This window comes from Sphingobium sp. B10D7B, from assembly GCF_025961955.1.
GTDB lineage: Bacteria > Pseudomonadota > Alphaproteobacteria > Sphingomonadales > Sphingomonadaceae > Sphingobium.
Window position 1 is genome coordinate 2,667,194 of the sequence record NZ_JAOQOQ010000001.1, and the last position, 26,824, is coordinate 2,694,017.

General features: G+C 65.9%; 27 protein-coding genes. 15 read left to right on the top strand and 12 right to left on the bottom strand.

Features of this window, described 5'->3' with window-relative positions; all coding sequences use genetic code 11:
* Positions 1–30: 30 nt before the first annotated feature.
* Entirely contained in the window at positions 31–1,848 is a 1,818-nt protein-coding gene (locus tag M2331_RS12670; RefSeq protein WP_181560610.1) for a DEAD/DEAH box helicase, read from the top strand.
* 67 nt (positions 1,849–1,915) lie between these two features.
* Here the strand turns inward: M2331_RS12670 and M2331_RS12675 are convergent, their stop codons facing one another.
* Positions 1,916–2,776 (bottom strand): sigma-70 family RNA polymerase sigma factor, encoded by an 861-nt coding sequence (locus M2331_RS12675; RefSeq protein WP_181560611.1) that lies wholly within the window; start codon positions 2,774–2,776, stop codon positions 1,916–1,918.
* A gap of 17 nt (positions 2,777–2,793) precedes the next feature.
* Positions 2,794–3,258 (bottom strand): carboxymuconolactone decarboxylase family protein, encoded by a 465-nt coding sequence (locus M2331_RS12680; protein ID WP_181560612.1) that lies wholly within the window; start codon positions 3,256–3,258, stop codon positions 2,794–2,796.
* A gap of 198 nt (positions 3,259–3,456) precedes the next feature.
* On the opposite strand from M2331_RS12680, the gene M2331_RS12685 reads away from it, so the two are divergent.
* Together M2331_RS12685 and M2331_RS12690 are read left to right on the top strand one after the other, a co-directional pair.
* A complete protein-coding gene (locus M2331_RS12685) occupies positions 3,457–3,696 on the top strand; it encodes a DUF2312 domain-containing protein (protein ID WP_181560613.1) in 240 nt (79 codons plus the stop codon).
* A gap of 65 nt (positions 3,697–3,761) precedes the next feature.
* Positions 3,762–4,091 carry a heavy metal-binding domain-containing protein gene (locus M2331_RS12690; protein ID WP_181561513.1) on the top strand — a complete coding sequence of 110 codons (330 nt, stop codon included), beginning with the start codon at positions 3,762–3,764 and terminating at the stop codon, positions 4,089–4,091.
* A gap of 26 nt (positions 4,092–4,117) precedes the next feature.
* Here the strand turns inward: M2331_RS12690 and M2331_RS12695 are convergent, their stop codons facing one another.
* From M2331_RS12695 to hrcA, 3 genes are read right to left on the bottom strand one after another with little or no spacing between them, the layout of a single operon-like run.
* The gene (locus M2331_RS12695; protein WP_181560614.1) at positions 4,118–4,471 is read right to left on the bottom strand and encodes a hypothetical protein; all 354 of its coding nucleotides are present in this window, start codon (positions 4,469–4,471) and stop codon (positions 4,118–4,120) included.
* Between the two features lie 23 nt (positions 4,472–4,494).
* Positions 4,495–5,055 carry a nucleotide exchange factor GrpE gene (gene grpE / locus M2331_RS12700; protein ID WP_413715147.1) on the bottom strand — a complete coding sequence of 187 codons (561 nt, stop codon included), beginning with the start codon at positions 5,053–5,055 and terminating at the stop codon, positions 4,495–4,497.
* Positions 5,056–5,063: 8 nt separating this feature from the next.
* Positions 5,064–6,107 (bottom strand): heat-inducible transcriptional repressor HrcA, encoded by a 1,044-nt coding sequence (gene hrcA, locus M2331_RS12705; RefSeq protein WP_181560616.1) that lies wholly within the window; start codon positions 6,105–6,107, stop codon positions 5,064–5,066.
* A gap of 92 nt (positions 6,108–6,199) precedes the next feature.
* Here hrcA and rph point away from each other — a divergent pair, with 92 nt between their 5' ends.
* Complete coding sequence (gene rph, locus M2331_RS12710) at positions 6,200–6,916, top strand: ribonuclease PH (protein WP_181560617.1); 717 nt, start codon at positions 6,200–6,202, stop codon at positions 6,914–6,916.
* A 96-nt stretch (positions 6,917–7,012) separates the two neighbouring features.
* The gene (rdgB, locus tag M2331_RS12715; RefSeq protein ID WP_181560618.1) at positions 7,013–7,636 is read left to right on the top strand and encodes an RdgB/HAM1 family non-canonical purine NTP pyrophosphatase; all 624 of its coding nucleotides are present in this window, start codon (positions 7,013–7,015) and stop codon (positions 7,634–7,636) included.
* 15 nt (positions 7,637–7,651) lie between these two features.
* Here the strand turns inward: rdgB and M2331_RS12720 are convergent, their stop codons facing one another.
* Positions 7,652–8,248 carry a CAP domain-containing protein gene (locus tag M2331_RS12720; RefSeq protein WP_264592389.1) on the bottom strand — a complete coding sequence of 199 codons (597 nt, stop codon included), beginning with the start codon at positions 8,246–8,248 and terminating at the stop codon, positions 7,652–7,654.
* 179 nt (positions 8,249–8,427) lie between these two features.
* On the opposite strand from M2331_RS12720, the gene hemW reads away from it, so the two are divergent.
* On the top strand, positions 8,428–9,579 hold the full coding sequence (gene hemW, locus M2331_RS12725) for a radical SAM family heme chaperone HemW (protein WP_181560619.1): 1,152 nt from the start codon (positions 8,428–8,430) through the stop codon (positions 9,577–9,579).
* A gap of 195 nt (positions 9,580–9,774) precedes the next feature.
* On the opposite strand, the gene arfB is transcribed toward hemW, so the two are convergent.
* Both arfB and M2331_RS12735 read right to left on the bottom strand, forming a co-directional pair.
* On the bottom strand, positions 9,775–10,197 hold the full coding sequence (arfB, locus tag M2331_RS12730; RefSeq protein WP_181560620.1) for an alternative ribosome rescue aminoacyl-tRNA hydrolase ArfB: 423 nt from the start codon (positions 10,195–10,197) through the stop codon (positions 9,775–9,777).
* 61 nt (positions 10,198–10,258) lie between these two features.
* The gene (locus tag M2331_RS12735) at positions 10,259–11,140 is read right to left on the bottom strand and encodes a hypothetical protein (protein WP_181560621.1); all 882 of its coding nucleotides are present in this window, start codon (positions 11,138–11,140) and stop codon (positions 10,259–10,261) included.
* A 119-nt stretch (positions 11,141–11,259) separates the two neighbouring features.
* Here M2331_RS12735 and M2331_RS12740 point away from each other — a divergent pair, with 119 nt between their 5' ends.
* Positions 11,260–11,748, top strand: a complete 489-nt coding sequence (locus M2331_RS12740) for a GAF domain-containing protein (protein ID WP_181560622.1) — start codon at positions 11,260–11,262, stop codon at positions 11,746–11,748.
* A gap of 546 nt (positions 11,749–12,294) precedes the next feature.
* Here the strand turns inward: M2331_RS12740 and M2331_RS12745 are convergent.
* Positions 12,295–13,110 carry an arginyltransferase gene (locus M2331_RS12745; RefSeq protein WP_264585756.1) on the bottom strand — a complete coding sequence of 272 codons (816 nt, stop codon included), beginning with the start codon at positions 13,108–13,110 and terminating at the stop codon, positions 12,295–12,297.
* A gap of 201 nt (positions 13,111–13,311) precedes the next feature.
* On the opposite strand from M2331_RS12745, the gene M2331_RS12750 reads away from it, so the two are divergent.
* The gene (locus M2331_RS12750; RefSeq protein WP_264587857.1) at positions 13,312–14,601 is read left to right on the top strand and encodes an aconitase X catalytic domain-containing protein; all 1,290 of its coding nucleotides are present in this window, start codon (positions 13,312–13,314) and stop codon (positions 14,599–14,601) included.
* Positions 14,598–15,038 (top strand): aconitase X swivel domain-containing protein, encoded by a 441-nt coding sequence (locus M2331_RS12755; protein ID WP_181560623.1) that lies wholly within the window; start codon positions 14,598–14,600, stop codon positions 15,036–15,038. The genes M2331_RS12750 and M2331_RS12755 overlap by 4 nt, the downstream gene beginning before the upstream one ends.
* A gap of 165 nt (positions 15,039–15,203) precedes the next feature.
* Here M2331_RS12755 and M2331_RS12760 read toward each other — a convergent pair whose 3' ends face one another.
* The gene (locus M2331_RS12760) at positions 15,204–16,829 is read right to left on the bottom strand and encodes an NAD(P)/FAD-dependent oxidoreductase (protein ID WP_181560624.1); all 1,626 of its coding nucleotides are present in this window, start codon (positions 16,827–16,829) and stop codon (positions 15,204–15,206) included.
* 298 nt (positions 16,830–17,127) lie between these two features.
* On the opposite strand from M2331_RS12760, the gene M2331_RS12765 reads away from it, so the two are divergent.
* The gene (locus M2331_RS12765; protein WP_181560625.1) at positions 17,128–18,804 is read left to right on the top strand and encodes a hypothetical protein; all 1,677 of its coding nucleotides are present in this window, start codon (positions 17,128–17,130) and stop codon (positions 18,802–18,804) included.
* Positions 18,805–18,860: 56 nt separating this feature from the next.
* On the opposite strand, the gene M2331_RS12770 is transcribed toward M2331_RS12765, so the two are convergent.
* Positions 18,861–19,619: an arylesterase gene (locus tag M2331_RS12770; RefSeq protein WP_181560626.1), complete on the bottom strand. Its 759-nt coding sequence runs from the start codon at positions 19,617–19,619 to the stop codon at positions 18,861–18,863.
* Here M2331_RS12770 and M2331_RS12775 point away from each other — a divergent pair.
* The 3 genes from M2331_RS12775 to M2331_RS12785 all read left to right on the top strand — a co-directional run bounded on the left by M2331_RS12775 (position 19,618) and on the right by M2331_RS12785 (position 23,584).
* Positions 19,618–20,319: an ABC transporter ATP-binding protein gene (locus M2331_RS12775; RefSeq protein WP_181560627.1), complete on the top strand. Its 702-nt coding sequence runs from the start codon at positions 19,618–19,620 to the stop codon at positions 20,317–20,319. The genes M2331_RS12770 and M2331_RS12775 overlap by 2 nt on opposite strands.
* A gap of 11 nt (positions 20,320–20,330) precedes the next feature.
* On the top strand, positions 20,331–22,853 hold the full coding sequence (locus M2331_RS12780) for an ABC transporter permease (RefSeq protein ID WP_181560628.1): 2,523 nt from the start codon (positions 20,331–20,333) through the stop codon (positions 22,851–22,853).
* A gap of 98 nt (positions 22,854–22,951) precedes the next feature.
* Positions 22,952–23,584, top strand: a complete 633-nt coding sequence (locus M2331_RS12785; RefSeq protein ID WP_181560629.1) for a JAB domain-containing protein — start codon at positions 22,952–22,954, stop codon at positions 23,582–23,584.
* Positions 23,585–23,902: 318 nt separating this feature from the next.
* On the opposite strand, the gene M2331_RS12790 is transcribed toward M2331_RS12785, so the two are convergent.
* Positions 23,903–25,033 carry an aminotransferase class V-fold PLP-dependent enzyme gene (locus tag M2331_RS12790; protein WP_181560630.1) on the bottom strand — a complete coding sequence of 377 codons (1,131 nt, stop codon included), beginning with the start codon at positions 25,031–25,033 and terminating at the stop codon, positions 23,903–23,905.
* A 410-nt stretch (positions 25,034–25,443) separates the two neighbouring features.
* Here M2331_RS12790 and M2331_RS12795 point away from each other — a divergent pair, with 410 nt between their 5' ends.
* Both M2331_RS12795 and M2331_RS12800 read left to right on the top strand, forming a co-directional pair.
* Positions 25,444–25,902 carry a hypothetical protein gene (locus M2331_RS12795; protein WP_181560631.1) on the top strand — a complete coding sequence of 153 codons (459 nt, stop codon included), beginning with the start codon at positions 25,444–25,446 and terminating at the stop codon, positions 25,900–25,902.
* On the top strand, positions 25,895–26,710 hold the full coding sequence (locus M2331_RS12800) for a ferredoxin--NADP reductase (RefSeq protein ID WP_181560632.1): 816 nt from the start codon (positions 25,895–25,897) through the stop codon (positions 26,708–26,710). Before M2331_RS12795 ends, M2331_RS12800 begins: the two co-directional genes overlap by 8 nt.
* Positions 26,711–26,824: the final 114 nt, after the last annotated feature.

Genomic DNA, 26,824 nt, shown 5'->3' on the forward strand with positions numbered 1-26,824 from the left:
GGCGACGCATGTCATATCGAAAGTCTATTCATGTCTTTTTTCAATGAGCTTGGCCTTGCCGAGCCTATCCTCCGCGCCCTTGAGACCAAGGGTTATGCGGACCCCACGCCGATCCAGCAGCAGGCCATTCCGGCGCTGATGCAGGGCCGCGACCTGCTCGGCATCGCGCAGACCGGCACCGGCAAGACCGCAGCCTTCTCGCTGCCCTCGCTGCACCGGCTGTTCAACAATCCCCAGCCCCGCAAACCGGCCTCCTGCCGGATGCTGGTGCTCTCGCCCACCCGCGAGCTGGCGGCGCAGATCGCCGAGAACATGCGCGGCTATGCCAAGTATCTCAGCCTCAACGTGCAGGTCGTCTTTGGCGGCGTGCCGGTGGGCAAGCAGGCCCGCGCGCTGGTGCCGGGCACCGACATTCTCGTCGCGACGCCGGGCCGACTGCTCGACCTGATCGACCAGCGCGCGCTGACGCTGCGCAATGTCGAGATCTTCGTGCTCGACGAGGCCGACCAGATGATGGACCTGGGCTTCATCAAGCCGCTCACGCAGATCGCCAAGATGCTGCCGGCCGAGCGCCAGAGCCTGTTCTTCTCCGCGACCATGCCGCAGGCGATCGCCGAGCTGGGCAAGCGCTTCATCAACGATCCGGTCAAGGTCGAGGTTGCGCCGCAATCCACCACCGCCGAGCGCGTGGAGCAATATGCGACCTTCATCGACCAGAAGGAGAAGCAGGCGCTGCTGACCCTGCGCCTGCGCGATGCCATCGCGTCCGGCGCGCTCGACCGGGCGCTGGTCTTCACCCGCACCAAGCATGGCGCGGACCGCGTGGCGCGGCACCTCGTCGCCGCCAAGATCAGCGCGGCGGCCATTCACGGCAACAAGAGCCAGGGCCAGCGCACTGCTGCCCTGCAGGGCTTCCGCACCGGGAGCGTGCAGGTACTGGTTGCGACCGACATTGCCGCGCGCGGCATCGACGTGTCGGGTGTGAGCCATGTCTTCAACTTCGAGCTGCCCAATGTCGCCGAGCAATATGTCCACCGCATCGGCCGCACGGCCCGTGCCGGCGCCGATGGTATTGCGATGAGCTTCGTCGCGCCGGATGAGAAGCCCTATCTGCGCGACATCGAGAAGCTGACCCGCGTCAAGCTGGCAGTGATGCCGCTGCCCGAGGACTTCGTGGTGGAAGCCCGCCGCCTGCCGCTGCCCTCCAAGGCTGCTGTTGCGGACGCCGTCGGCGATGCCGATGGGCGCCGTCAGGGACGTGGTCAGGGTCGAGACCAGGGCCAGGGCCGTCGCCCCGACTCGCAGCAGCGCCGTGATCGCCCGGAACGCGGCCGGTCCGACGACCGTCGCGAAGCCGGCGCCGGGGCACCGCGCCATGATGGACGGGGTGAGGGACGCGGCGAGCGCCCGGCCCGCTTCGACCGTGCACCCGGTCAGGATGGCCAGCGCCGCAATGCCGGGGAACGCGGTGAACGCCCCTTCCGTGGCGAGCGGGACGGCCAGACCGCCCGCCCGGCGCGCGCGCCTCGCGATGGGCAGGACGCCCAGCGCGGCGGCCAGCGCAATCCCGGCGGCCGCTATCATGATGGCCACGCCCCGAACCGTCCCGGCTTCGACCCGCTGGCCCAGCGCCCTGAACCTGCCGCGACCATGGATGCCGAGCGCCTGCCCAAGCGCCTGCGCCCTGTCTATGCTGCCGCATCGGGCGAACAGCGCCAGACGGACACCCGCTCTGAGGGCGATCGCGCCCGCAAGCCGGGCGGTCAGCGTCCGCGCCACTTCGGCGGCGGACGTCCGCAAGGCAATCCCGGTGGCGGTCGTCGCAGCGGCGCCGGCCGCGCGGGCTGATCCGTCAGGCCGATAGCATTGAAATCCGACGAGGGGGGAGCGCTGCTTCCCCCTCACTGCATTCCGCCTAGTGCAAGTGCCGCAATTTATCGGGATTGCGCACCACATAGATGCCAATGATGCGCCCCGCCTCGATCTCGAAGGCCGTGGTCTGCAGCTCGCCATCGGCCTCGCGCGTCACGAACCCCGGCAGGCCATTGATGAGCGCTGTGCGCACAAGCTGCGAGCCATGCTTGCGAAACAGCACCGCCAGCGCCTTGTGAAACAGCAGCACATTGCGTCGCCCGAGAACCTCGGCGACCGCTGCCGAACGCTTGCCCCCGCCATCGGCATGCATGCTGACATCAGCGGCCAGCATCGCGCCGAGCGCGGTCATGTCGCCGGTGCGCGACGCCGCAAAGAAGGCGCTCGCGATCTCCAGACCGCGCTGCTTCTCAACCTCGAAGCGGGGCCGCGCCTGCCGCACATGGTCCCGTGCCCGGGCGGCAAGCTGGCGACAGGCCGCCGGCTCCCGATCGATGGTGGCAGCGATTTCCTCGAACGAGACGCCGAACACATCATGTAGCAGGAACGCCGCGCGCTCGAGAGGTGAGAGCCGCTCCAGTGCGAGCATCAGCGGCAGGGTCACATCCTCCTGCTCCTCCTCATCCTCGATGACCGGTTCGGGCAGCCACGGCCCGACATAATGCTCCCGCTGGACCCGCGCCGACTTGGCATGATCCAGGCAAAGCCGCGTGACGGTACGGCGGAGGAACGCCTCCGGCTCGCGCACCTCCGCGCGTTCGACCCGCATCCAGCGAATGAATGCCTCCTGCACCACATCCTCGGCATCGGCGACCGAGCCGAGCATCCGGTAGGCGACCCGCACCAGCCGCGGACGCAGCGGATCGAAGCTGATCGCTGCATCCTCCTGCTGATGAGGGGACATGGGATGCCCTGCGCGCATCAGGCCGCCAGCTTGCGGGTCGCCGGGGTTTCGATCCACAGGTCGAAGCCGACCGCGAGGCGGTTCCAGCCATTGATGATGTTGATCAGCAGCGTCAGCTTCACCTGCTCTTCCTCGCTGAAGTGGGCCGCGAGCTGTGCATAGGCTTCGTCCTTTCCGCCATGCCCTTCGGACAGACGCGTAAGCGCCTCGGTCCACGCCAGCGCGGCCCGCTCCCGTGCGCTATAACATGGCGCCTCGCGCCAGACCGAGAGCAAGTAGAGGCGCTGCTCGCTCTCGCCCTTTTCACGGGCTTCGGCGGTGTGCATGTTGAGGCAGTTGGCGCACTGGTTGATCTGCGAGGCGCGGGCCTTCACCAGCTCCACGAGCGCAGGCTCCAGGCTGTCGTTGATGGCGAGCGAGGTCGCCATCCATTGCTTGATGAGCGCGGGCGCGGCGGTGAAGGGATCGAGGCGTGCGGTCATGATCGTGTCTCCTGTCCATCGGGTTTGCACTGGCATGACGAGTGGGCGGGCAGCGATTGTGACATGGCGGGAAATTTTTTCTGCCGCCGGCGCAATGGCTACGCCGTCCGGTGCGATCGATGCCTAGACAGGGAGGGCAGCGGCTGGCTAGGACCGCGCATTCGATTCTGACACATTCCATCCGGAGACCTTGCAGACATGAGCGACAACATCGCCGCCGACCAGTTGCGCCTTCTCATCGAGCGCATCGAGCGTCTCGAAGAAGAAAAGAAGGGCATCTCGGACGACATCAAGGATGTCTATGGCGAAGCCAAGGCAACAGGCTATGACGTCAAGATCATGCGCCAGATCGTCCGCCTGCGGAAGCTGCCGCCGCATGATCGCCAGGAGATGGAGGCGATCCTCCAGACCTATCTGGCGGCCCTTGGCATGGAATAAGCCGCACGCACGGCGAGAGGAGCGGAGAGATGGCCGATAATCCCTGGGGCAATGCCCCGACCGAGATGATCGTCACGACCACCAACAATATCGATGGCCGCACGGTGCAGCGTTATTGCGGCGTGGTGACCGGCGAAGTGATCGTGGGTGCCAATCTCTTCCGCGATCTCTTCGCCAGCGTGCGCGATATCGTTGGCGGGCGGGCCGGCGCCTATGAGGAAGTGCTGAGCCGCGCCCGCGAGGAAGCCATGGCGGAAATGCGCCAGCGCGCAGCCGCAGCCGGTGGCAATGCGATCATCGGCGTGGACCTGGACTATGAAGTGCTCGGCTCGGGCGGGTCGATGCTGATGGTCTCGGCCACCGGCACGGCGGTGCTACTCGCAGACCCGGCCTGAGTTAACGCCGGACGCGCCGCCGCCACTCAGGGGGTGGACGGCGCCAGCGGCTTGAGCTTTCCGCGATTGAAATCCGGCACCGGAATGGGCGCATCGAGCATGGTCCATTGCGCGCCGACCAGCGCCAGCCAGCTCGTATAGGGATGCCAGTTACCGTCCCGGCGCTGCTCCCACTGGCAATCGAAGGCGCCCGGCGCGTCACTGGTTTCCGCGCAGGTCACGGCGCGCAGATCACCGGCATCCACCGCCCCACTGCCATGATCCCGCAAGGCCTGCGAGAGCGCGTCCGGACTCGGCGCGGGTGGCGCGGCGGGCGCCTGTGCCGCCAGCGGCGCCCCGACCGGGAGGGCGAGCGCGACCAGCCCCGTAAGGACAGCCATGGCCGCGCCGTGCATGACGCCTGTTACTCCGCCGCCTTGGCCACGCCGACCAGAGCCGGGCGCAGCAGGCGATCCTTGATCATGTAGCCGGCCTGCATCTCCTGCACGATGGTGCCCGGCGCTGCGTCTGCGGAGGGCATCTCAATCATCGCCTGATGCTTGTTGGGATCGAGCGGCTCGCCCACAGAAGTGAACTTCTCCACGCCATGCTTGCGCAGCGCGCTCTCCATCTCCTTGCCGGTGGCATCGAGGCCGGCGATCAGGCCTTTCACCTTTTCATCCGCGCGCAGTTCGGCCGGAATGGCTTCCAGCGCGCGGCTGAGATTGTCGGCCACGGAGAGAATGTCGCGGGCGAAGGCGGTCGCGGCATAAGCGCGGGTATCGGCCAGTTCCTTCTCCAGCCGGCGACGGACATTCTGGGTATCCGCGACAGCGTAGAGCGTTTCCTGCTTGGCGTTGGCCAGATCTTCCTCCAGCGCGGCGATGCGCGCGGCGGCGATCTCCTCGCGGCTCAGCGTCTCGCCCGCGCCCTCGGCGATGTCAGCGGCCAGGGTCTCATTCTCATTGTTGGTCTGGTCAGTCATGTCTTCCGTCATTTCATCAATCTGCTGAGGGTCTGTGCGGTGAAGTCCACCATGGGGACGACGCGGGCATAGTTCAACCGGGTTGGGCCGATCACACCGACCACGCCGACCACCTGCCCGCCGGGTCCGCGATATGGCGCTGCTATGACCGAAGAGCCGCTCAGGGAAAAGAGCTTGTTCTCCGAGCCGATGAAGATCTTGGTCGCGGCACCGGCGCGGGCGCTGTCCAGCAGGCGGGCGATCTCGCTCTTGCCCTCCAGCTCATCCAGCAACTGGCGCACGCGCTCGAGATCAGCAGCGGATTGCTCGTCGAGCAGATTGGCTTGGCCGCGCACGATGAGCACGGGCCGGTCCTCGGTATCGCGACTCCACGCTGCCACGCCCCGCGCGACCAAATGGCGCGAAGCCTCATCGAGCGCCGTTTCCTCCGCCTCGATCTGCCCGCTCAGCCAGGCCTGCACCTCACTCAGCGTGCGACCGGTGGCGTGGGCGGAGAGATAATTGGCCGCCTCAACCAGCATGGAAGGCGTCGTGCCGGCCGGCAGATCGACAATGCGGTTCTCGACCGTGCCATCCTGCCCGACCAGCACGGCCAGCGCCTGCCGGTCCGACAGCCAGGCAAAGCCGAACTGCTTGAGCAATGTTTCGCGGCGCGGGACCATCACCAGCCCGGCGCAGGCCGAGAGGCCGGAGAGCAAGGCAGACGCGGCGTTGAGCGCTTCCTCGATCGGCCCTTCACCGGTCAATTGCCGCTCGATGGCGCGCTTCTCGTCCTCGGAGGGCTCGGCGACCTGCATCATCGCGTCCACGAAGAGGCGCAGACCGGATTCGGTCGGCATCCGCCCCGCCGAGGTATGCGGCGCAGCGAGCAGCCCCGCTTCCTCGAGATCCTGCATCACATTGCGGATCGACGCCGGCGAAAGGTTGAGCCCGCTCAATCGGCTGATCGTGCGCGAACCGACCGGCGCTCCGGTGCCGATGTAGGATTCCACGACGACGCGAAAGATATCGCGCGCGCGATCGCTCAAAAGGTTGATGGGCGGCCCGGACATGCCCCGTATGTAGGACGGCGCGCGGCGCTGGCCAAGTCGCAACAGGGGCGCTAGAGCGCGGGCAAATTTCAGCAGACTAAAAGGACATGCTCATGCGCCCATCTGGCCGCGCCCCCGACGAAATGCGCACGATCGCCATGGAACCCGGCTTTACCGTTCATGCCGAAGGCAGCTGTCTCGTTTCCTTTGGCGATACGCGGGTGCTCTGCACGGCGAGCGTAGAAGAGCGGGTGCCGCCGTTTCTGCGCGGCAAGGGCGAAGGCTGGGTGACGGCGGAATATGGCATGCTCCCCCGTGCCACGCACACGCGTGGGTCACGCGAGGCAGCCAAGGGCAAGCAGTCTGGGCGCACGCAGGAGATTCAGCGGCTGATCGGCCGCTCGCTCCGGGCGGTGGTGGATTTGAAGGCACTCGGCGAGCGGCAAATCACGCTCGATTGCGACGTGATCCAGGCCGATGGCGGCACTCGCACGGCCAGCATCTCCGGCGCCTGGGTGGCGCTGCGGATCGCGGTCGACAAGCTGCTCGCCAGCGGCGCGCTGACCTCCGATCCGATCCAGGCGAAGGTGGCGGCGGTCTCCTGCGGCATCTATCAGGGCAATCCGGTGCTCGACCTCGATTATATCGAGGACAGCAATGCCCATGCCGACGCCAATTTCGTGCTGCTTTCCAACGGCAATATCGCCGAGGCGCAGGCGACGGCGGAAGGCGCGACCTATGACGAGGAAGCGCTGCTGCGCCTGCTGCGCCTTGCGCGCATCGGCTGCACCCAGATCTTCGCCGCACAAGACCGCGCCACGGGGCGGTGAGTTACCTCCCGTTCGTGTCGAGCGAAGTCGAAACACGGAAGGACTATGCTGGACGTGTCTCGACTTCGCTCGACACGAACGGAAAGAGAGCGCTGAATGAACCGCAAACTGGAACCCGGCAAGCTCGTCATCGCGAGCCACAATGAAGGCAAGGTGCGTGAGATCAGCGCGCTGCTCGGGCCTTATGGCATGGCGCCGGTGTCTGCCGGATCGCTCGGCCTGCCCGAGCCGGAGGAGACCGGCACCACCTTCGCGGAAAACGCCGCCCTCAAGGCGCTCGCCTCCGCCACCGCCTCCGGCCTGCCCGCGCTGGCCGATGACAGCGGCCTCGATGTGGCGGCGCTGGGTGGAAGACCCGGCGTCTACACCGCCGACTGGGCGGAGCGGCAATGGTTCGAGGGCGAGCCCGGGCGCGACTGGTATATGGCGATGGGCAAGGTCGAAGGCCTGCTCTGCGCGCAAGGCCCGCAGGCGGACCGCAGCGCGGCCTTCGTCTGCACGCTCTGCCTCGCCTGGCCGGATGGCGAGACCGTTTTGTTCGAGGGCCGCGTCGCCGGCAGTCTCGTCTGGCCGCCGCGCGGCGCGCAGGGCTTTGGCTATGATCCGGTGTTCCTGCCGACCGGGGCGACGCAGACCTTTGGCGAGATGCCCATGGAGGCCAAGCAGGCCGTCAGCCACCGTGCCCGCGCATTCGAGCAACTGGTTACGGCGCTGTTCTGAAAGGACGCCCCGCGCTCAGCGCCCGGCATAATCGACAGACGCGCGGTGCCCGTAGACATTGCCCGCCGGATCGTAGCGGCACACCAGCACGTCCAGCGTCGCCGTGGGGTGAAGCGCACAGCCGACGCGGCGCGTGCCGGCCCAGATGATCTGTGAATAATGGCCAACATCCGCCCAATTGCCGCTGCGCGAAATGTCCGGCACCGGCGCATCTAGGTAGAGCGCGCGCTCTTCCAGCCAGCTTGCCGCCATTTCCTCATAGGCATAGGCATCGCGGGTGCCGGCCCACAGATTCTCGCCATAGTTGCCCGCGCCGCCGGATTTGTGATGGGCCGCAATCGGGTCCGGCTCCTGCGCCAGCCGGGTGGCGCTCTGCGCCGCATCGGCTGCGAGTTCATCGCTCCACGCCAGCTTCGGCACGCCCCGCGCGGCGCGTTCGCCATTGTGAGCAGCCAGCATGATATCGCGGAAATGCGTCACATCGCGCGGCATCGCAGCAGAAGGCGCATCGCCAGCCAGCACGGGCGCCGGCGTCAGGGTGCAGAGCGCGATCAGGCCCATCGCCGCCCGCATACGCCGTCGCACCACTTCTCGCCCTTTGCCCGCGTCCATGTGCGTCCGCCGTTCCCCCTGCGGTTCCGGTGTGGAACCTAGCTCAGTATGAACGGTTGGGAAAACATTTTCTTCACCAATAAATTGCGTTAAATCATTGTTAATTAATATTTAACCACTGAACCGTGGCATATTCGCCATGGGCTGACTTTGGCGCGCAGTCCGCTATAGCGGCGGCCATGGCCTCTCCCGCGCCGCTTGCCCTCTATATCCACTGGCCGTTCTGCGTGGCCAAATGCCCCTATTGCGACTTCAACAGCCATGTCCGCGACACCGTGGATCAGGCCGCGTGGCGCGCCGCGCTGCTGGCCGATCTGGCCCATGAAGCCGCGCTGCTGCCGGGCCGGACGCTGGGCAGCATTTTCTTCGGCGGCGGCACGCCCTCGCTGATGCCGCCCGAGACGGTGGCCGCGCTGATCAATGCGGCGGCGGGCCACTGGGCGGTCGCGGACGACATCGAGATCACCATGGAGGCCAATCCGAACAGCGCCGAGGCCGCGCGCTTTGCGCAGGTGGCATCCGCCGGGGTGAACCGCCTTTCGCTGGGCCTGCAGGCGCTGGATGATGCGGCCCTGCGCTTTCTGGGCCGGGCGCACGGCGTGGACGAAGGCCTCAGGGCGCTGGCGGCCGCGCAGGCCTGCGTGCCGCGCGTCAGCCTCGACCTCATCTATGCGCGCCCCGGCCAGAGCGAGGCGGACTGGGAGCGCGAACTGGCCCGCGCGCTCAGCTTCGGCACCGATCATCTCTCGCTCTATCAACTGACCATCGAGCCCGGCACGCGGTTCGAAACCGACGTGCGCCGGGGCACGCTGGTGCCCGCCGATGCGGACCATGCCGCGACGCTGTTCGAGTTGACGCAGGCCATGACGCTGGCGGCCCGCCGCCCGGCCTATGAAGTCTCCAACCACGCCGCGCCGGGGCAGGAGAGCCGGCACAACCTCGCTTACTGGCGCTATGCCGATTATGCCGGCGTCGGTCCCGGTGCGCATGGTCGGCGCGGCGGCATGGCCACCGTGCGTCATCGCAAGCCCGAAAACTGGATGGCGGCGCTGGATCGCAATGGCCATGGCCTCGCCGAGGAGCGCGTGCTGCCCGCCGGCGAACAGGCGGCCGAAGCGCTGATGATGGGCCTGCGCCTTGCCGAAGGGATCGATCTGGCCGCGCTCAGCCAGCGCACCGGGTTGGACCGCCCGTCGCTAGTGGACAAGGACGCCATTGCAAAGCTGGTCGGCCATGGCCTGCTCGAGCAAACCGGCGAGCGCCTACGCGTCACCCCGGCTGGAATGCTGCTGCTCGATGCCATTCTGGCGGAAATCGTGGTGACAGGCTGAGGCCGTCGCAGTCAGCCATGAAAATCGGGAGGTCGAGAGCGGCCAGTCCGCAAAGAATCGGCGTGAAGACGATTGCGGGATGGCTCGAGCCAAGGCTCATTCCTCTGGAGACGAACGCGCGGGCCGGCCTGCGCCTGTACCGGCCACCGGCCCAGACTCAGGCGCTTGACGCGACCGCCTCGCGATCGTCGCCTGTCACTCCCGCCACTTCCCCCGCCCAGCTTTTACCGACGCGCGCTTGGTCTTGCCCTCGACGCGGCGCACTTGCGAGGCCTTGGTGGGCTTGGTCGGCTTGCGCTTCTTGGGCACGATGGTGGCCTGCGCGATCAGATCGCACAGCCGCTCGCGCACTTCGCGCCGGTTCTCGAACTGCGAACGCGAGCCCTCGCTGCGCAGGATGAGCACGCCCTCCCCTGTCATCCGCGCGCCGGCCAGCACGGCAAGGCGCGTCTTGACTGCCTCCGGCAAGGAGGGCGAATCAGCGACATCGAAGCGGAGAATGACCGCGCTGTCGGTGGTATTGACATGCTGACCGCCAGCCCCGGACGCGCGCGTGGCGCTCTCGAGAAGCTCGTCCTCATCGATGCTGATCGATCGCGTGATCTGGATGCGCGGCATGGCCCCTCATCACCCGGCGCGGGGCACTGTCGCAAGAGCCAATCGCTGCCGGGCCTGACGATCAGTTTCCGGTGGTGGGGGCGCCGGGAGACAGCAGCGGCGCCTCACTCGGCACCGAAGGCGAGGACGCGGCGGGAGGCGGGGCCGGATTCGCAGACGCGGGCTGCGATGTGGTGCGTGCAGGCGCGGATCGGACCGGCGGCGGTGAGGCCTGCCGCTCGCTCCGCGCTGCGGGCGCAGGTGCGGCTGTCGCGGCGCGTGGCTGCGCCTGTGTTCGAATTTGGGCCGGGCGCGCGGCAGGACTGGGCGCCGGCGCAACCGCCGACACCGGCGGCGCGGCGGCGTCAGGGAGAGGAATGGCGGGCGCGGTGCTGTTCGCAGCGGCCTCGGGCGCCGCGCTCTCCACCGTAGCGGCGGGCTCGCTCGAGGGACCGAAGGCGCCCAGCCGCTCGCCGAGCATGAGCGCCCCCGCCGCAAACAAAGCCAGCGCAATCAGTCCGACCAGGCCCATTGCGGCGATCCACACCGTCCCCATCCGGCGGACGTAGCGGGCGGAGGTCGTCGCCGCATCGCTCAGCTCGCCGGAGAGAGAAACCTCGGTCCAATCCGTCATCGCTCGCCGCATCGCTCCAGCCAGTGGGACCGTGAGCGCCAGGCCAACGAGCGACGCCAGCAGCGCCATCATCATGCCGCCAAAGAAGGTGAGCGCCACTTGCGGGAGGGCATCCGGCCCCAGGCTGTCCCGCGCGAGCAGGCTCAGGCACAGGCCGCCGGCATTCAGCAGAACCAGCATCGTGAGCGCCCAGCGATAGAGCGCGGAGGCCTCCTCCACCAAGCGCGTCATGCCGGTGCTAAGCCGCTCGACGCCACGGCGCCCGACGTCCCGGCCCAGCGCCCGCATCTCCTCCGCTTCGCTCACGCCTGCCTGCCCGATCGGCTCCATGGCTGCTTCCCCGTTTCGTTAACCGCCCGATAATCCTGCGCCTGAAGACCATGCGGCGGCCCGATCCGCAAGAGCCAAGAGGCTGGCGCGGGGGACAAGCGGCGCCTAAATGGGCAGGCATGTACGATTTTTCTCCCGCAACGGGCAGCCACAAGCCCGCTCTTTATGCCGATCTCCTCGCTGCGGCCCGTGCGCTGACCGAGGGCGAGCCGGACGCCATCGCCAATATGGCAAATGTCGCGGCGCTGATCTGGCAATATGTGCCTGATCTCAACTGGGCCGGCTTCTACCGGCTGGTCGATGACGTGCTGGTGCTCGGCCCGTTTCAGGGCAAGCCTGCCTGCATCCGCATCGCGCTGGGCAGCGGCGTGTGCGGTACGGCTGCGGCGACCCGGCAGGTCCAGCGCGTCGAGGATGTCCACGCCTTCCCGGGCCACATCGCCTGCGATGCCGCCTCCGCATCGGAACTGGTCGTGCCGGTGATCCACGAAGGCGCGCTGATCGGCGTGCTCGATCTCGACAGTCCCCGCCCCGCCCGCTTCGACGAGGCCGACGCCGCCGGGCTGGACGCGCTCTGCGCAGCAATCGCCCCCGCTCTGGCAAGCTGACGCACAGGCCTTTCGGCTGATCCACTTTGGGACGCGCGACGGGGCGAGCGGACTCGCCAAGCCGCTAAGGCATTGATAGCCTCCCCTTATCGCTCGCACCACGGCGCACGGCCGCAAGGCGCAACATCGCGGCCAAACGCCCCGAGCGAACTGGAACCGGGGGGCTTTCCAGCAGGGGTCCGGCAGCTTTCGAGCGGCCGGACCCTTAGCGTTTATGGACGGGTGGTGTGCACGAGGCGCTCTTGCACGAAAGGGCGGCCTTTCGATTGTAAATGCGAAAGCTGCCCTCGCTGACACGACGCCAATGCAGCCCGAACCTCCGTTCGTCCTGAGTAGCCGCTGAGCTTGTCGAAGCGGCGTATCGAAGGACTGCCCATGCGCGGGGATACTTCGATACGGCTCTTCGATTGCGCCTGCGGCGCTACTCAGACCCTACTCAGCACGAACGGTGAAGGTCGGAGATGCCTACCTGCTCGCCATTGGCGCCCCTCCCAGCGCAAGTCGCCGCGCACCCTCGACAAGCCCCTCCAGACGGCCGCAGGCCGATTATTTGAGCACGCGCCCCTCATGGTCGCGAGTCAGGCTCTGTTCCGGGCGGCCGGCATTCGGAGCGTCGGACTGGCCAGCCGGCAGCACCAGCCGCTCCCAGCCGGCGCGGCCGAGCTTTTCCATCGGCTGATAGCGGACCTTGTAATTCATCCGGTCCGAGCCTTCGACCCAGTAACCGAGGTACACATAGGGCAGGCCGGCGCGTTGGGCGCGCAGGATGTGGTCGACGATGATGTAGCTGCCGAGGCCATTGCGGCCTTCCAGCTCTGGCTCGAAGAAGCTGTAGATCATCGACAGCCCATCGCCCTGCTTGTCGGTCAGGCAGGCGCCGATCAGCCGCCCGGGGCGGCCGTCTTCCCCAGGCTCGCGATATTCGATGAGATAGGTCTCGACCGGCGTCTGCTCGACCATGTCGGCGAAGTCGATCTCGTCCATCTCGGTCATTCCGCCGGTCGGGTGGCGGGCGGCGAGATAGCGTTGGAGCAGCGAGAATTGCTCGTCGGTGGACCAAGGCTTGCACGCCCGCACCACCAGATCGCTATTGCGGCGCACGAGGCGGCGTTGCGTCGCATTGGGCTTGAATTCGTTCGCCACGATCCGCACCGAAACGCAGGCGGTGCAATCCGCGCAGCTCGGGCGATAGGCGACGTTCTGGCTGCGGCGAAAGCCGATGCGGCCCAGCGCGTCATTGAGCTCGGACGCATGCTCGCCGGTCAGCTCGGTAAACACCTTCCGCTCCGTGCGCCCAGGCAGATAGGGGCACGGTCCGGCATTGGTCATGAAGAACCGCGGAAAGCGGAAAGCAGCGCTCACATCAACTCCCAGCGGCCCGGCAAAGGCCCGTGATTCAATGGCTCAGGAGACTATGCCTCTATCCCCCCAGTGTGAAAAGAGCATTTACCACGGATTTTTCTGTGCTCGATGAGGCAGGCTTCGCGCTGCGAGGCAATCACGAGCCTTGCTTCTCGCGCCATCCTGATCGATAGTAAGGTAACGAATAATGGAGAGCCTGCCATGGTGATGCTGACCGATGCCGAACAAGCCATGCTGGACGGAGAGTCCGGCGCCGCGACGCAAAAAGCCATGGAACTGCTGATCCGCTATGCCGACGCGCTTGGCGCGGAGCGCTTCGTCGAGACAAACAACGTTGCCGGCGTGCCCGGCTCCGCCCCGCAATGGGTGAAAGATTATTACGCGGCGGATGGCGGCGATTATCGCGCCGTCTTCTCCCGCTTCGATCTCGACAGCGACGAAGTTGTGGACGTGCCGCGCATGAACGCCTTTTCGTGCCATCTGCAGGGCGGCATGGACCCCACGCTCTGGCAGGAACAGGGCATGACGGCGGAGGCGCACGACAATTTCGTCTCCGACGAGGCGGAAGTCGCCGCGCACGGCATCCAGATCCTCAAGACCTGCACGCCCTATCTCGCCGGTAATGTGCCCGTGATGGGCGAGCATTGCGCGTGGATGGAATCCAGCGCGGTGGTGTTCGCCAACTCCGTCATCGGCGCACGGACCAATTGCGAGGGACGCGAATCCACCAGCGCCGCGATGCTGGCCAAGCGCATTCCCGACTGGGGCTTCCACCGGGACGACTTCCGCAAGGGGCAGCACAGCGTGGACGTGCAGGTGCCGGTCGACAGCATCTTCGAATGGGGGATGCTCGGCTATTTCGTCGGCGATGCGGTGCAGGACACGATCCCCGTCATCACCGGGGACATCAGCGAGGCGAGCCTCATCCGCCACAAGCATTTCGGCGCGGCGGCGGCCTCGTCCGGCGGCGTCGAGATGTATCACATGGTCGGCATCACCCCCGAGGCGCCGAGCGTGGAGACGGCCTTCGGCGGCGCGGCGAAAGGCGAGCGCTTCGTCTATGACGCGGCGGCGCGGCGGCGCATCTACGAGACGCTGAACAGCGTCGGCTCCAGCGAGGATGTCGATTATGTCATGCTCGGCTGCCCGCATTATTCCATCGAGCAGATCGCCCAGGTCTGCGCTCTGATCGAGGGGCGCAAGGTGAGCGCCAACAGCGCCTTGTGGGTGTTCACCAGCCGCGCGGTGAAGGCGACGGCGGACGCCAATGGCTATTCCAAGATCCTGCGTGATGCGGGCGCCTACCTCATGACCGACACCTGCTCGGCAATCAGCCAGGCGGTGCCCAAGGGCACGAAGGTCGCGGCGCTCGATAGCGCCAAGCAGGTGCATTATCTGCCCGCGATGATGGGCATTGAGGGCTGGTATGGCACCACCGCCGACTGCGTGGATGCGGCCTGTACCGGCAAGTGGAAAGGAGCCCTGGCATGAGCGACGTTCTGGACAAGCCCCGCCTCATCATCCGCGGTCGCTCTGTCGTGCCCGGCGTCGCCGAGGGCGAGGCGCTGGTGACGCGCGAGACGATCTCCGGCTGGGGCGGCGTCAACCCGATGAGCGGCACGGTGATCGAGAGCCGCCATGAGCTGAAGGGCCAGAGCTTTGCAGGCAAGGTGCTGGTCTTCCCCGGCGCCAAGGGATCCTCGGGCTGGTCGAGCATCTTCCACATGTCCAAGCTGCGCGGCGCCTCGCCGGTGGCGATGGTCTTCAACATCATGACCACCAAGGCCGCGCTCGGCGCGGTGGTGATGCGCACGCCGACCGTGACCGAGTGCGACCAGGACCCGCTGGATGCCATCCGCACCGGCGACTGGGTGCGGGTGGATGGCGATGCCGGGACGATTACGGTTTGGGATCGAAAGCCGGGGTGAACGGCAGGTGCGGATCGGCCTTCCCCTGATCCTCATCCCTCGTCATTCCCGCGAACGCGGGAATCCAGCTTCGACACTGCCCCCAGCGGAAGCGCTGACCTGGATTCCCGCGTTCGCGGGAATGACGAAGTGTGAGGTTATCCGCGCAGGTCTAGGCTCGATACCTCACCGCCGCGCCATGATGCTCTGCGCCACGGCTTCGGCGACCTTGATGCCGTCCATCGCCGCCGAGAGGATGCCGCCGGCATAGCCCGCGCCCTCGCCGGCGGGGAACAGGCGGGCGACGTTGAGGCTCTGATAATCCTTGCCGCGGGTGATGCGGATCGGCGAGGAGGTGCGCGTTTCCACGCCGGTCATCACCACGTCCGGGTGATCGTAGCGCGCGATTTGGCGGCCAAAGGCGGGGATCGCCTCGTGGAAGGATTCCAGCACGAACTCCGGTAGGCAGGTGGCGAGGTCCGTCATCTTGACGCCCGGCTTGTAGGAGGGGGTGATGCTGCCCAGCTCCGTGGAGGCGCGCCCGGCCAGGAAATCCCCCACCTTCTGCCCCGGCGCGCAATAGTTTGAGCCACCCGCGACGAAGGCCAGCGATTCCCAATGCCGCTGCAGCGCGATCCCCGCCAGCGGCCCATCGGGATAATCGCGGGCGGGATCGATGCCCACCACCAGCCCCGAATTGGCATTGAACTCGGCGCGGGAATATTGGCTCATGCCATTGGTGACGACGCGCCCTTCCTCGGATGTCGCCGCGACCACCCGGCCGCCGGGGCACATGCAGAAGCTGTAGACGGTGCGCCCGTTGGCGCAATGATGGCTGAGGCTATAGGCGGCCGCGCCCAGCACCGGATGCTTGGCGTATCGCCCGTAGCGCGCCTCATCCACCCAGGCCTGCGGATGCTCGATGCGCACGCCGAGCGAGAAAGGTTTGGGCTCGATGAAGACGCCGCGCTCGTGCAGCATCTCGAAGGTCGGCCGGGCGCTGTGGCCGACGGCGAGGACGACATGATCGGCCTCCAGAAAGCTGCCATCGTGCAAATGGAGCCCGCGCAGGGCCATGTTGCCATCCGCGCTGCGATCCAGCTCCAGCCCGTCCACCCGCGTCTGCCAGCGATATTCGCCGCCAAGCCCCTCGATGGTGCGGCGCATGCTCTCCACCATGGTGACGAGGCGGAAGGTGCCGATGTGCGGATGCGCCTCGGTGAGGATGTCCTCCGGCGCGCCGGCGCGGACGAATTCCTCCAGCACCTTGCGGCCGAGGAAGCGCGGGTCCTTCACCCGGCAATAGAGCTTGCCGTCCGAAAAGGTGCCCGCGCCGCCCTCGCCGAACTGGACATTGCTGTCCGGGTTCAGCTGTGAGCGGCGCCACAGGCCCCAGGTATCCTTGGTCCGCTCCCGCACCACCTTGCCGCGATCCACGATGATCGGGCGAAAGCCCATCTGCGCGAGGATCAGCCCCGCGAACAGACCGCACGGCCCGGCGCCGATGACCACCGGGCGCAGGCCGGACCAGCCCTCCGGCGCGCGGGCGACGAAGCGATAGTCCGTATCCGGGCGCGGCCGCACATCCTTGTCGCCCGCGAACCGCGCCAGCACGGCGGCTTCATCGCGCAGGGCGACATCCACGGAATAGACGAGCAGGATCGCACTCTTGCGCCGCGCATCATTGCCGCGCCGCACGACCTCATGGCTGAGCAAATCGGCCGGCGGAATGCCAAGGCGCGCGGCAATGGCGGGCGCGAGAGCATCGTCCGGGTGATCGAGGGGCAGGGTGAGACCGGTCAGGCGGATCATCGCGCCGCCCTAGCGCGTGTGGGGCGGGAGGGGAATGGGGTGTTGGGGAGCGAGAGGATAAGAATTCGGTGACGAAGAACCTCATTTCCGTAACTACGGCAAGTTGACCTATTAACTGCCGGAGGTATTGCCAAACCACATTGGAATTATCGTAGGGACTTTTCGAGTGCGTTGGACCGGTAAATTGCCCTTGGCGGCTTTTGCGATCCTTGCTGCATGTAGCGGCGGTGGAGGTGGCGTCAACAACACACCCCCGCCGCTTCCATCCCCATCGCCGACACCAACGCCGGCGCCAAACGTGACCGTAAATGATCTCCATTCCAGCCAGACTTTTGCAGTGTCCGCACCATCCGCGGCGGTGGAATTTGATCTTTACACCTTACAGAGCAGTTCGGGTGTTTATGATCGTAAGGCGCTCACCATAAGTTACGACGCAGTAAACAATAGTTACACGTTAACTACGCCGATTCGTTCGCAAACCTTCACTCCAGAGGACAAAGAAGCGGGCAATTCTCCCAATCAACTATCTTACGTGATCGGCGGAGCTTCTAGCGGTACAAGGGATGTACTGATGATTGCGCATCAGCAATTTTCACAGACTGATCCCAACCAATTTGTAGGCTTCGGCTATTGGCAACACGATGAATTGGAAGGCGCGAAGCAGAAGGCTTCGTTCAGTATGTTCACTTATGGATTCCCAACTCCCGAAGCTAATATCCCCAGAGTCGGAACAGCAGCCTGGGACATCGACTTATTTGGCATCGCCAATTCGAGCGGCTACTCACCGCAGGGTCTGGGAGGATCCGGCGTTTTCAACGTGGATTTTTTGACCGGCGACTTTGCAGCAACTGCTGACGTGCAGATAGTCAATCTAGTCACGATGGAACCGGGCGAGTTCACATCCAAATTCGAGGCCCTCGGCAGGCTCGGCAGTGCTAACAGCTTTGCAGGCACGGTACTGGTTGTTGGACCGCACGCATATGCTGGATCAATCGAAGGGCAGTTCTTCGGGCCCAATGCCGAGGAGATCGGCGCAACGATTCTCGCTACGCTGCAAGGCGATCCAACCCTGAACAGAGAGGGATTCGTGGGCACAATCACTGGCCGACGCAACCCCAATCCCAATCCGATAAATCTCAATCTCATGAACCTCCAGCAGGATTTGATGGTAGAGACAACTGTCGCACAATTCAGATCAGGGACGGATCCCGGCACGGCGTTTCCTGCGGGGACCACTACGATGCTTCAAGATTTTCTCGGGCAGGTAGTTACGCTCGCTACGGACGGCAGCGTAAAACTGACCGCTGACTTTCTACCGGGATTGAACGCCACCTTCGCCAGCACCGACCGGGTTGGACAAAATTCGCGTTTCGTGACCTACCAGAAGACTATCGATGAGGTTCCGACAGAGCTCGGGATTTTTCGTCCAGGCCTCGCCAACGCTGACATCGCTCTCTCCTATGCCAGCTTTGGCTACTGGTCCACGCACACCGTTAAGGAGAACGGAGGCTTCGATGCCATTCGCAGCTATTTCCCTTACGGGTTCCAAACGCCTCTAAATATGCTGGCCGTCAAGACGGGCAGTGCTCACTATAGTGGCGTGGTCTACGGGACCGGTGCGTTCGGTGACGCGCAACCGTTCGAAGTGGGCGGATCTTCAAATTTCGATTTCGACTTTGCCATGAGCAGATATACAGGCGCCCTAGATCTGCATCAAATTTCCGCAGGGGGATCAGCGGGTGCAGCCTTAGGCCGGTGGACCATCAGCAGCGGCTATATTACGTCTGGAATCCCTTATGGTGGCGGGCTTGTTGGCCCCGTCGAACACTCCAGTGGGGGCTCAATTCTGCCGCGCTTTTACGGTCCAAACGCCGAAGAACTCGTAGCTCGCTTCGTTATTGGGACGCCTACTACAGGCCAGCCTAGACCTGGGGAGGTGTGGATTGCAGGGGTGACGGTCGCCAAGCAAGACTGAGAATGGCCGTCATCACAAACGGTTGAGGTCATGATCGCAATCAGGACTCTGTTCCCCTACTCCCCCTCCCCCTTCAACACTCCCGCCACCAGCGGCCCCACCCGTCCCACAATCGTCTCCACGCCTTGCGGATTGGGGTGGATGCCGTCGGGGAGCATGAGGGTGCGGTTGCCGATCACGCCATCGAGGAAGAAGGGGTAGAGCGGGGCGTCGTATTTCTTCGCGAGATCGGTGAAGATCGGATCGAAGGCCTTGGCGTATTCGGCGCCCATATTGGGGGCGGAGACCATGCCGGTGAGCATGATGGGGATGCCGCGCTTTTGCAGCTCGGCGAGGATCGCATCGAGATTGGCGCGCGTTTCCTTTGGCTCCAGGCCGCGCAGCATGTCGTTGCCGCCGAGGCCGACGATCACGAGGTCCGGCTTGCGCTCCAGCCCGTCGAGCGTGAAGGCGAGGCGCTGGCGGCCGGCTGCGGTGGTATCGCCCGAGACGCCGGCATTGACCACCTGCGCGGGCACGCCCTGCCCCTCCAGAGCGCGCTCCAGCACGGGGGCAAAGCCCTCGCGCGCGCCGAGATTGTAGCCGGCGTAGAGGCTGTCCCCGAAGACCACGACCAGCTTGCGGTCCGCGACCGGGGCGCTGCTGGCGTCAGGGCCATTTGCCGTATTGGAGAGGGCTGCGGCGGCGTTATTGCCGGCACTGGCATCCCCCTGAGTGTCGGGACTTTGTGAAGAACAGGCGAGCAGTGCTTGGACAAGCAGCAGTGAGACACCATAACGAGTAAACGTCTTTGCCACGCGAGGCCCTTTCCGCATGCATGCACCCATCGATGCCTCCCATATCGCCATCCGCGCCCGCAATGTCACCCTCTCGCTCGGCACGGGCGAGGCGAAGGTGGATATCCTCAAGGGCGTGGACCTGGACATAATGCGCGGGGAGAGCATTGCGATCCTCGGCGCCTCGGGATCGGGCAAGTCCTCGCTCATGGCTGTGCTCTCCGGTCTGGAGCAGGCGAGCAGCGGCAGCGTGAGCGTGGCAGGCACGGATTTCAGCACGCTGGATGAGGACGGGCTGGCGCGGGCGCGGCGCGGGCAGATCGGCATCGTGCTGCAGGCCTTCCACCTGCTCCCGACGATGACGGCGGTGGAGAATGTCGCAGTGCCGCTGGAGTTGGCGGGGCTTGAGGACGCCTTTGCGCGAGCGCGCGCGGAGCTGAGGGCGGTGCGCCTTGGCCATCGCATCGACCATTATCCTGCCCAGCTTTCCGGCGGGGAGCAGCAGCGTGTGGCGATTGCCCGCGCAGTGGCGCCAGGGCCGCAGATCATCTTTGCCGATGAGCCGACGGGCAATCTGGACGGGCACACGGGCGCGGCGATCATCGACCTTCTGTTCACCCGCCAGCAGGCGAGCGGGGCGACGCTGATCATCATTACCCACGACCCGGATCTCGCGCAGCGCTGCGACCGCATCGTGGAAATTCGCGACGGGCTGATCGTGGAGGGCGCGCCCGCATGAGGGCGGCGCGCATGAGGGCTTTGGGCCTGCGGGCGAGCTGGTCCATTGCCCGGCGCGACCTGAACGCAGGCCTGCGCGGGCTGCGGCTGCTGTTCGTCTGTCTGTTACTCGGCGTGGCGACGCTGGCGGCGATCGGCAGCCTGACGACCTCCATCACCAGCGAGATTTCCGCACGGGGGCAGACGATCCTGGGCGGCGATATCGAGGCGCGGATGAGCCAGCGCGAGGCGAGCGAAGCCGAGAAGCAGACGCTGCGCGCGCTGGGGACGATGAGCGAGACCATCCGGCTGCGGGCGATGGCGAATGCAGTGGGGGCCGGCGATACGGATGGCCCGGCGGCGGTGCTGACCGAACTCAAGGGCGTTGATGGCGCCTATCCGCTTTATGGCACGCTGCTGCTCCGCGCGGGGAGCTATGCCCAGTTGCCCGCCGACCGCATCCTGATCGGCGAGGCGCTGGCGGAGCGGCTGCAGATCAAGCCCGGCGGCGCGCTGCGCTATGGCACCGCGACCTTCACCATCGCCGGCATCATCGCCGACGAGCCGGACCGGGTTGGCGAAGGCTTCACGCTGGGGCCGGTCGCCATCGTCTCGCTCGACGGGCTGCGGCGCACCGGGCTGATCCAGCCGGGCAGCCTCTATGAGAGCAAATATCGCGTGCGCGTGGCGCCAGGCACCGATGTCGAGGCGCTGCGCAAGCGGTTGGAAGACGACCAGGCCGAGGCGGGCTGGTCGTTCCGCGACCGGGAGAATGCGGCGCCGGGCACCAGCCGGTTCATCGAGCGGATGGGGCAGTTCCTGAGCCTCATCGGCCTCACGGCGCTGGTGATCGCGGGCATCGGGGTGAGCAATGGCGTCTCCTCCTATCTCGCGATCAAGCGTGGCGGCATCGCGACCTTCAAGGTGCTGGGGGCAACCTCGGCGGATATCGAGCGGATCTATCTGATGCAGATCGGCACCGTGGCGGCGATCGCCATTGCCTGCGGGTTGATCGCGGGCGCGCTGCTGCCGCCGGCGCTGATCGCCGTGCTGGGTGACGTGCTGCCGGTGCAGCCGGGCTTCCGCATCCATCCACTGCCGCTCATCACCAGCGCGGCTTATGGCCTGCTGATCGCCTATATCTTCACCCTGCCGCCGCTGGACCGCGCGCGGACGCTGCCGGTCGCCGCGATCCTGCGCGCGCATGTCGAGCCGCGCAGCCGCTTGGACCGGCGCAGCGTGGCGGGCGTGGTGCTGGGCGTGCTGGCGGTGCTGGCGATTGCGCTCGGCACGGCGCGCGAGCCCTTGTTCTCGGCTGCAGTGCTGGGGGCGACGGCGGCGGTGCTCGGCCTGCTGCTGCTGCTCGGCTGGGGCATCAGCGCGCTGGCAAGGCGGGTGCCGCGCCCACGCCGGCCGCTCTGGCGCCTCGCCATCGCCAATCTCTATCGCCCCGGCGCGCAGACCAGCGCGCTGGTGATCGCGCTGGGGCTCGCCCTCACGCTGTTCGTGACGCTGGCGGGCGTGCAGACCAGCCTCACCGCCGAGATCGACCGGACGGTGCCCAAGAAGGCGCCCAACCAGTTCGTGCTCGATATTCCGTCCGATCAGGAAGCGCGCTTCCGGCAGATCGTGGCGCAAGAGGCGCCGGCGGCGGAGCTGAACGTCGTCCCGGCGCTGCGCGGGCGCATCGTCGCTTATGCCGGGCAGCGCGTCGCCGACATGGAGACGCTGCCCGAAGGCGCCTGGTTCCTGCGCGGCGAGCGCGGCGTGACCTATAGCGCGACGCTGCCGGAGGGAAGCGATCTGGTCGCGGGCCAGTGGTGGACGCCCGATTATGCCGGTCCGCCGCTCATCTCGCTGGACGAAGAGGCAGCGAAGACCCTCAACCTCAAGATCGGCGACAGCATGACGGTGAGCGTGCTCGGCCGCGAGATCGAGGCGAAGATCGCCTCGCTGCGCAAGGTGAACTGGGACAGCATGGGGTTCAACTACGTCATGGTCTTCTCCCCCAACGCGCTGGCGAGCGCGCCGCACAGCCTCACCGCCACCATCACCATGGACGAGGCGCAAGGCGCGGGCGTGACGCGCGCGCTGCTGGCCGCCTTCCCCGGCGTCTCCGTGATCGCGGTGGCGGAGGTGGTGGAGCAGATCAGCGGGCTGCTGGAGCAGATGTCCGGCGCCATCGTGGCGGCGGCCTCCATCGCCATCTTCGCGGGCGTCGCGGTGCTGATCGGCGCCATCGCTGCCTCGCGGCAAGCGCGCAGCTATGACAGCGTGATCCTCAAGACGCTGGGCGCGACGCGATGGCAGATCCTCGGCACGCAGGCGATGGAATATGCGCTGCTCGCTGCCACGCTGGCGCTGGTCTCGCTGGCGCTGGGCATGGGCGCGGCCTGGTACGTGATTGTGCAGGTCTTCGAGTTCGGCTGGGCGCCGGACTGGGGCGTGGTGCTGGCGACACTGGCGGGCGGCGCGATCATCACGCTGGGCATTGGGCTGGCTGGATCGATCCCACTGATGTCGCTGCGGCCCTCGCGGGCCCTGCGAGAATTGTAAGGGTCGGGATTTTTGTCCACAACTTATGTAGAATTGTAGACATAAGTCCGCTTTACAGGCACCTATGGTCCAAATTATGGTTAATGCATCTCAGAAGCATGACCATTTCACGGATCATCAAACGGCCGATGAAGCATTCCTTGAGCCTTTTGACAGGTCTTTTTTCGCTTTACGGCTTGCCTCGGCCTTGGGCGATCGCAAAGCAGCTTTCCGGTAAGTTCGCCTCGCTGGCGGAGCTGGTCCACGCCCCCCCGGACGTGCTCAAACTGCAGGGCGCTTCAGAGGCCCAGATACGCGCGATCAAGGATTTTCGCAGTCTTCATCCCAGTGTGCTGGCATCGGAAGCACTGAAGGCCAGACAGCCGCTCGATGCTGCCAAGCTGAAACGTCACCTTGCCGCGGAAATCGGGCATTGCCGCGTCGAGCATTTCCATGTGGTCTATCTGAGCCAGCTCAAACACGTCATCGAGAGCCGTACCCACTGGTCCGGGGGATATGACAGCACCCCGGTCTATGTCCGCGAAATCGTCATGACCGCGATCATCCTCGGGGCGGCGCACATCATTCTTGCCCACAACCATCCCTCCGGCATCGCCGAACCAAGCAAGGCCGACCGGATCATGACGGACCAAATCTGCAAAGCGGCGCGCCCCTTGGACATTCATGTGGCAGACCACTGGGTTATCGCCGGTCAGGCCGTCTTCAGCTTCGCCGAACACGGCCTGTTGTAGCGGCTGCGGCAATGGCTCACCGGCCTGGTACGGTCAAAAAGAAGCGGGTTCGCATCATCCAGCTGGCGGAACGTTTGTTCAGGATGCAGCCAGTCGGCTGGATGCTTCGCGGGCGGAGATTGATATCTCTGAAAAGGCGGGGAGAGCAGCCCTTTTTTCTTTTGTCACCCCGGGTCAAGCCCGGGGTGACGGCGTGAGAAGGGCCGCGATGGCGTCGTGTCCCAACAGTCCGCTTTTGCGCGCTCTCCTGTGAAGAACGGCAAAGTATCCAGCCAGCCCAACGCTCTCCTGGTCCCAGGAGAGGGCTAACGGATCAGCTCAGAACAGCTGATCGAACGCCGTTTCCAGCCGCTTGAGGCTGCCGGGCACGTCCTTGAGCTTGTCGAGGCCGAAGAGGCCGATGCGGAAGCTGCGATAATCCGGGCCTTCATCCACCATCAGCGGCACGCCGCCGGCGACCTGCAGGCCGAGCGCGGCGAAGGGCTTGCCGGTCTGCATCGCGGCATCCTCCGTGAACACCACGACCACGCCCGGCGCGGCGAAACCATCGGCGGCGACCGACCGCACGCCGCGCTCCGCCAGCATCGCCCGCACGGCATTGCCCTGCTCCCACTGCGCGGCGCGCAGCGTCTCGAAGCCGATCTGCTTGGTCTCCATCATCGCCTTGTGGAAGGTGCGCAGCGCATCGGTGGGCATGGTGGCATGATAGGCATGGCCGCCGTTCAGATAGGCTTCCATGATGCTGTTCCACTTGGCGAGATCAATCGCGAAGCTGGTCGACTGGCGGGCGCGGCAGCGCTCAAGCGCAGCAGCGTTCATCATCACCAGCCCAGCCGATGGCGGCGCGGACCAGCCCTTTTGCGGGGCGGAAATGAGGATGTCGACGCCGGTCGCGACCATGTCCACCCAGATGCAGCCCGAGGCGATGCAATCCAGCACGAAGAGGCCGCCGACCTCATGCACCGCGTCCGCGACGGCGCGAATATAATCGTCCGGCAGGATCATGCCCGAGGCGGTCTCGACATGCGGCGCGAAGACGACGGCGGGCCGCTCGGCACGGATGGTGGCGACGACCTCGTCGGCAGGCGCGGGCGCGAAAGGCTGGTCCGCGCCGCCATTGCCGATGCGGCGGGCCTTCATGACCGTTTCCGACGCGGGGATCGATCCCGCCTCGAAAATCTGCGTCCAGCGATAGGAGAAGAAGCCGTTACGGATGACCATCACCTTTTCGCCGGTGGCGAATTGGCGGGCGACCGCCTCCATCGCATAGGTGCCGCCGCCGGGGACGACCACCGCGCGCTCGGCGTTGTAGACTTCGCACAAGGTGGCGTGGATATCGCGCATCACGCCCTGGAAAGCCTGGCTCATATGATTGAGCGAGCGATCCGTGAAGACCACCGAATATTCGAGCAGGCCATCGGGATCGATATCGGGGCGCAGGGCGGGCATAGATGGTTCTCCTTGCTTCAGGCAGCGCATCCTGATGCTGCCCGTTCGTGCGACGGCGCTGACTCGATGCCACGCAATCGCCGCTGGCCGCGCATAGCGGGGCATGGTGCGGGATGCCAGTTGATCCTTCGCATCACCGCTCGGTGCTTGGATGAAGCGAAAGATGCAGATCGCGCTTGACGACGTCCACAGCGATCGGCATGACGCTGTTAATGCGATTCATTGTCATTAGCAGATCAGTGCAGTCGCAACGCCTTCACCCGCGCGAACCCCTCTTCGCGCGGCGCGGACGTTCCCGGCCTGCAGGTGCAGCGGGCCGGGGACGTCCTTCCACCGGCGATATGCGCGCTGGCCTTGCCGGCGCCAGCGCCGCCTGCCATCGCCCCTGACTGCCACGGGAGAGATTGCCTATGTATGCGTTTCTGGATTGCCCGCTTTCCTTGCTCGATCGTGGCGGCCGTCTGCTCGTCTGGGCCATGCGGCACTGGGCAAAGGCGGTCTCTTGCGGGCGCTGCCCGTGCGGCGATGTCGGCCCCGCCTTTCACAAGGCGGATCTCATGGCCGGCTTCCCGCATTTCCACATGATGATGGCGGTGCTGAACGGTCACGCGCGCGAGAAGCTGTCCTTTGCGGACGTCGATAGCCCCCGGCTCAGCGATGGCGAGGCGCTTCTGCTCAGCCTGATCCGCCTGCCCGGCGGGGCACACGCGGATCAAACGCCCGCGACGGTCGCGCTTGTCGTGCAGCCCGAGGGCGCCCCGGCGCTACGTATGGCGCTGGATTCGCTCGGCGCGGCGCTACGGGCGGTTGAACTCTGGCCCGCGCTGCCCATGTTCGATCCCGCCACTGTAAGGTTCCCCAATGAATGACATGACCCATCACGGCTTCGAGCTCGAGCCGACCGGCGCACTCAGCGTGGAATCCGTTCGCTGGGTGAAGCACTGGAACGACCATCTCTTCAGCTTCGCGATCACGCGGCCGGCGAGCTTCCGCTTCCGCTCCGGCGAGTTCGTGATGCTCGGCCTGCCGGGTGAGAATGGGCGGCCGCTGCTGCGCGCCTATTCCATCGCCAGCCCCGCTTATGCCGAGGAACTGGAATTTCTCTCGATCCGCGTCGAGGATGGCCCGCTCACCTCGCGCCTGTGCAAGATTCAGCCCGGCGACCGTCTCTATCTTGGCCGCAAGCCCACCGGCACGCTGGTGATGGACGCCCTGCGGCCCGGCAGCCGCCTGTTCCTGCTCTCCACCGGCACGGGCCTCGCGCCCTTCCTCAGCCTCGTGCGCGATCCGGATGTCTATGAGTATTTCGGCCAGGTCATGCTCGCACACAGCGTGCGCACGGTCGCCGATCTGGCATGCCGCACCGATCTGGAAAGCCAACTCGCCGGCGATCCGCTGGTGCAGGATCAGGCCCTGCTGCAATTCCATTACTGCCCCACGGTGACGCGCGAGCCTTTCCGCACCACGGGGCGGCTCGATGCCCTGATCGACGACGGCACGCTGTTCCGCGGCCTGAGCGGCCCCGCGCGCCTGGACCCCGAAACCGACCGGGTGATGATGTGCGGATCGATGGCGATGATCCGCGACTTTTCCGCCCGCCTCGACGCGCTCGGCTTTGAGGAGGGCTCGAATGCCAAGCCGGGGGATTATGTGATCGAGCGGGCGTTCGTGGATTAGGTTTTAGGTGCAGAGGGTTAATCGCGAAGGCGCTTCACCTTCGTCATTCCCGCGAACGCGGGAATCCAGCTCGGACGTTACTTCCCGGCGCAGGCGTGGAACTGGATTTCCGCG

What these genes read in the sequence shown, in the direction of transcription:
- M2331_RS12670 (WP_181560610.1), top strand. Translation starts at nt 31, where the DNA reads ATGTCTTTTTTCAATGAGCTTGGCCTTGCCGAGCCTATCCTCCGCGCC.
- M2331_RS12675 (WP_181560611.1), bottom strand. Translation starts at nt 2,776, where the DNA reads ATGTCCCCTCATCAGCAGGAGGATGCAGCGATCAGCTTCGATCCGCTG.
- M2331_RS12680 (WP_181560612.1), bottom strand. Translation starts at nt 3,258, where the DNA reads ATGACCGCACGCCTCGATCCCTTCACCGCCGCGCCCGCGCTCATCAAG.
- M2331_RS12685 (WP_181560613.1), top strand. Translation starts at nt 3,457, where the DNA reads ATGAGCGACAACATCGCCGCCGACCAGTTGCGCCTTCTCATCGAGCGC.
- M2331_RS12690 (WP_181561513.1), top strand. Translation starts at nt 3,762, where the DNA reads ATGATCGTCACGACCACCAACAATATCGATGGCCGCACGGTGCAGCGT.
- M2331_RS12695 (WP_181560614.1), bottom strand. Translation starts at nt 4,471, where the DNA reads ATGGCTGTCCTTACGGGGCTGGTCGCGCTCGCCCTCCCGGTCGGGGCG.
- grpE (WP_413715147.1), bottom strand. Translation starts at nt 5,055, where the DNA reads ATGACTGACCAGACCAACAATGAGAATGAGACCCTGGCCGCTGACATC.
- hrcA (WP_181560616.1), bottom strand. Translation starts at nt 6,107, where the DNA reads ATGTCCGGGCCGCCCATCAACCTTTTGAGCGATCGCGCGCGCGATATC.
- rph (WP_181560617.1), top strand. Translation starts at nt 6,200, where the DNA reads ATGCGCCCATCTGGCCGCGCCCCCGACGAAATGCGCACGATCGCCATG.
- rdgB (WP_181560618.1), top strand. Translation starts at nt 7,013, where the DNA reads ATGAACCGCAAACTGGAACCCGGCAAGCTCGTCATCGCGAGCCACAAT.
- M2331_RS12720 (WP_264592389.1), bottom strand. Translation starts at nt 8,248, where the DNA reads ATGGACGCGGGCAAAGGGCGAGAAGTGGTGCGACGGCGTATGCGGGCG.
- hemW (WP_181560619.1), top strand. Translation starts at nt 8,428, where the DNA reads ATGGCCTCTCCCGCGCCGCTTGCCCTCTATATCCACTGGCCGTTCTGC.
- arfB (WP_181560620.1), bottom strand. Translation starts at nt 10,197, where the DNA reads ATGCCGCGCATCCAGATCACGCGATCGATCAGCATCGATGAGGACGAG.
- M2331_RS12735 (WP_181560621.1), bottom strand. Translation starts at nt 11,140, where the DNA reads ATGGAGCCGATCGGGCAGGCAGGCGTGAGCGAAGCGGAGGAGATGCGG.
- M2331_RS12740 (WP_181560622.1), top strand. Translation starts at nt 11,260, where the DNA reads ATGTACGATTTTTCTCCCGCAACGGGCAGCCACAAGCCCGCTCTTTAT.
- M2331_RS12750 (WP_264587857.1), top strand. Translation starts at nt 13,312, where the DNA reads ATGGTGATGCTGACCGATGCCGAACAAGCCATGCTGGACGGAGAGTCC.
- M2331_RS12755 (WP_181560623.1), top strand. Translation starts at nt 14,598, where the DNA reads ATGAGCGACGTTCTGGACAAGCCCCGCCTCATCATCCGCGGTCGCTCT.
- M2331_RS12760 (WP_181560624.1), bottom strand. Translation starts at nt 16,829, where the DNA reads ATGATCCGCCTGACCGGTCTCACCCTGCCCCTCGATCACCCGGACGAT.
- M2331_RS12775 (WP_181560627.1), top strand. Translation starts at nt 19,618, where the DNA reads ATGCATGCACCCATCGATGCCTCCCATATCGCCATCCGCGCCCGCAAT.
- M2331_RS12770 (WP_181560626.1), bottom strand. Translation starts at nt 19,619, where the DNA reads ATGCGGAAAGGGCCTCGCGTGGCAAAGACGTTTACTCGTTATGGTGTC.
- M2331_RS12780 (WP_181560628.1), top strand. Translation starts at nt 20,331, where the DNA reads ATGAGGGCTTTGGGCCTGCGGGCGAGCTGGTCCATTGCCCGGCGCGAC.
- M2331_RS12785 (WP_181560629.1), top strand. Translation starts at nt 22,952, where the DNA reads ATGACCATTTCACGGATCATCAAACGGCCGATGAAGCATTCCTTGAGC.
- M2331_RS12790 (WP_181560630.1), bottom strand. Translation starts at nt 25,033, where the DNA reads ATGCCCGCCCTGCGCCCCGATATCGATCCCGATGGCCTGCTCGAATAT.
- M2331_RS12795 (WP_181560631.1), top strand. Translation starts at nt 25,444, where the DNA reads ATGTATGCGTTTCTGGATTGCCCGCTTTCCTTGCTCGATCGTGGCGGC.
- M2331_RS12800 (WP_181560632.1), top strand. Translation starts at nt 25,895, where the DNA reads ATGAATGACATGACCCATCACGGCTTCGAGCTCGAGCCGACCGGCGCA.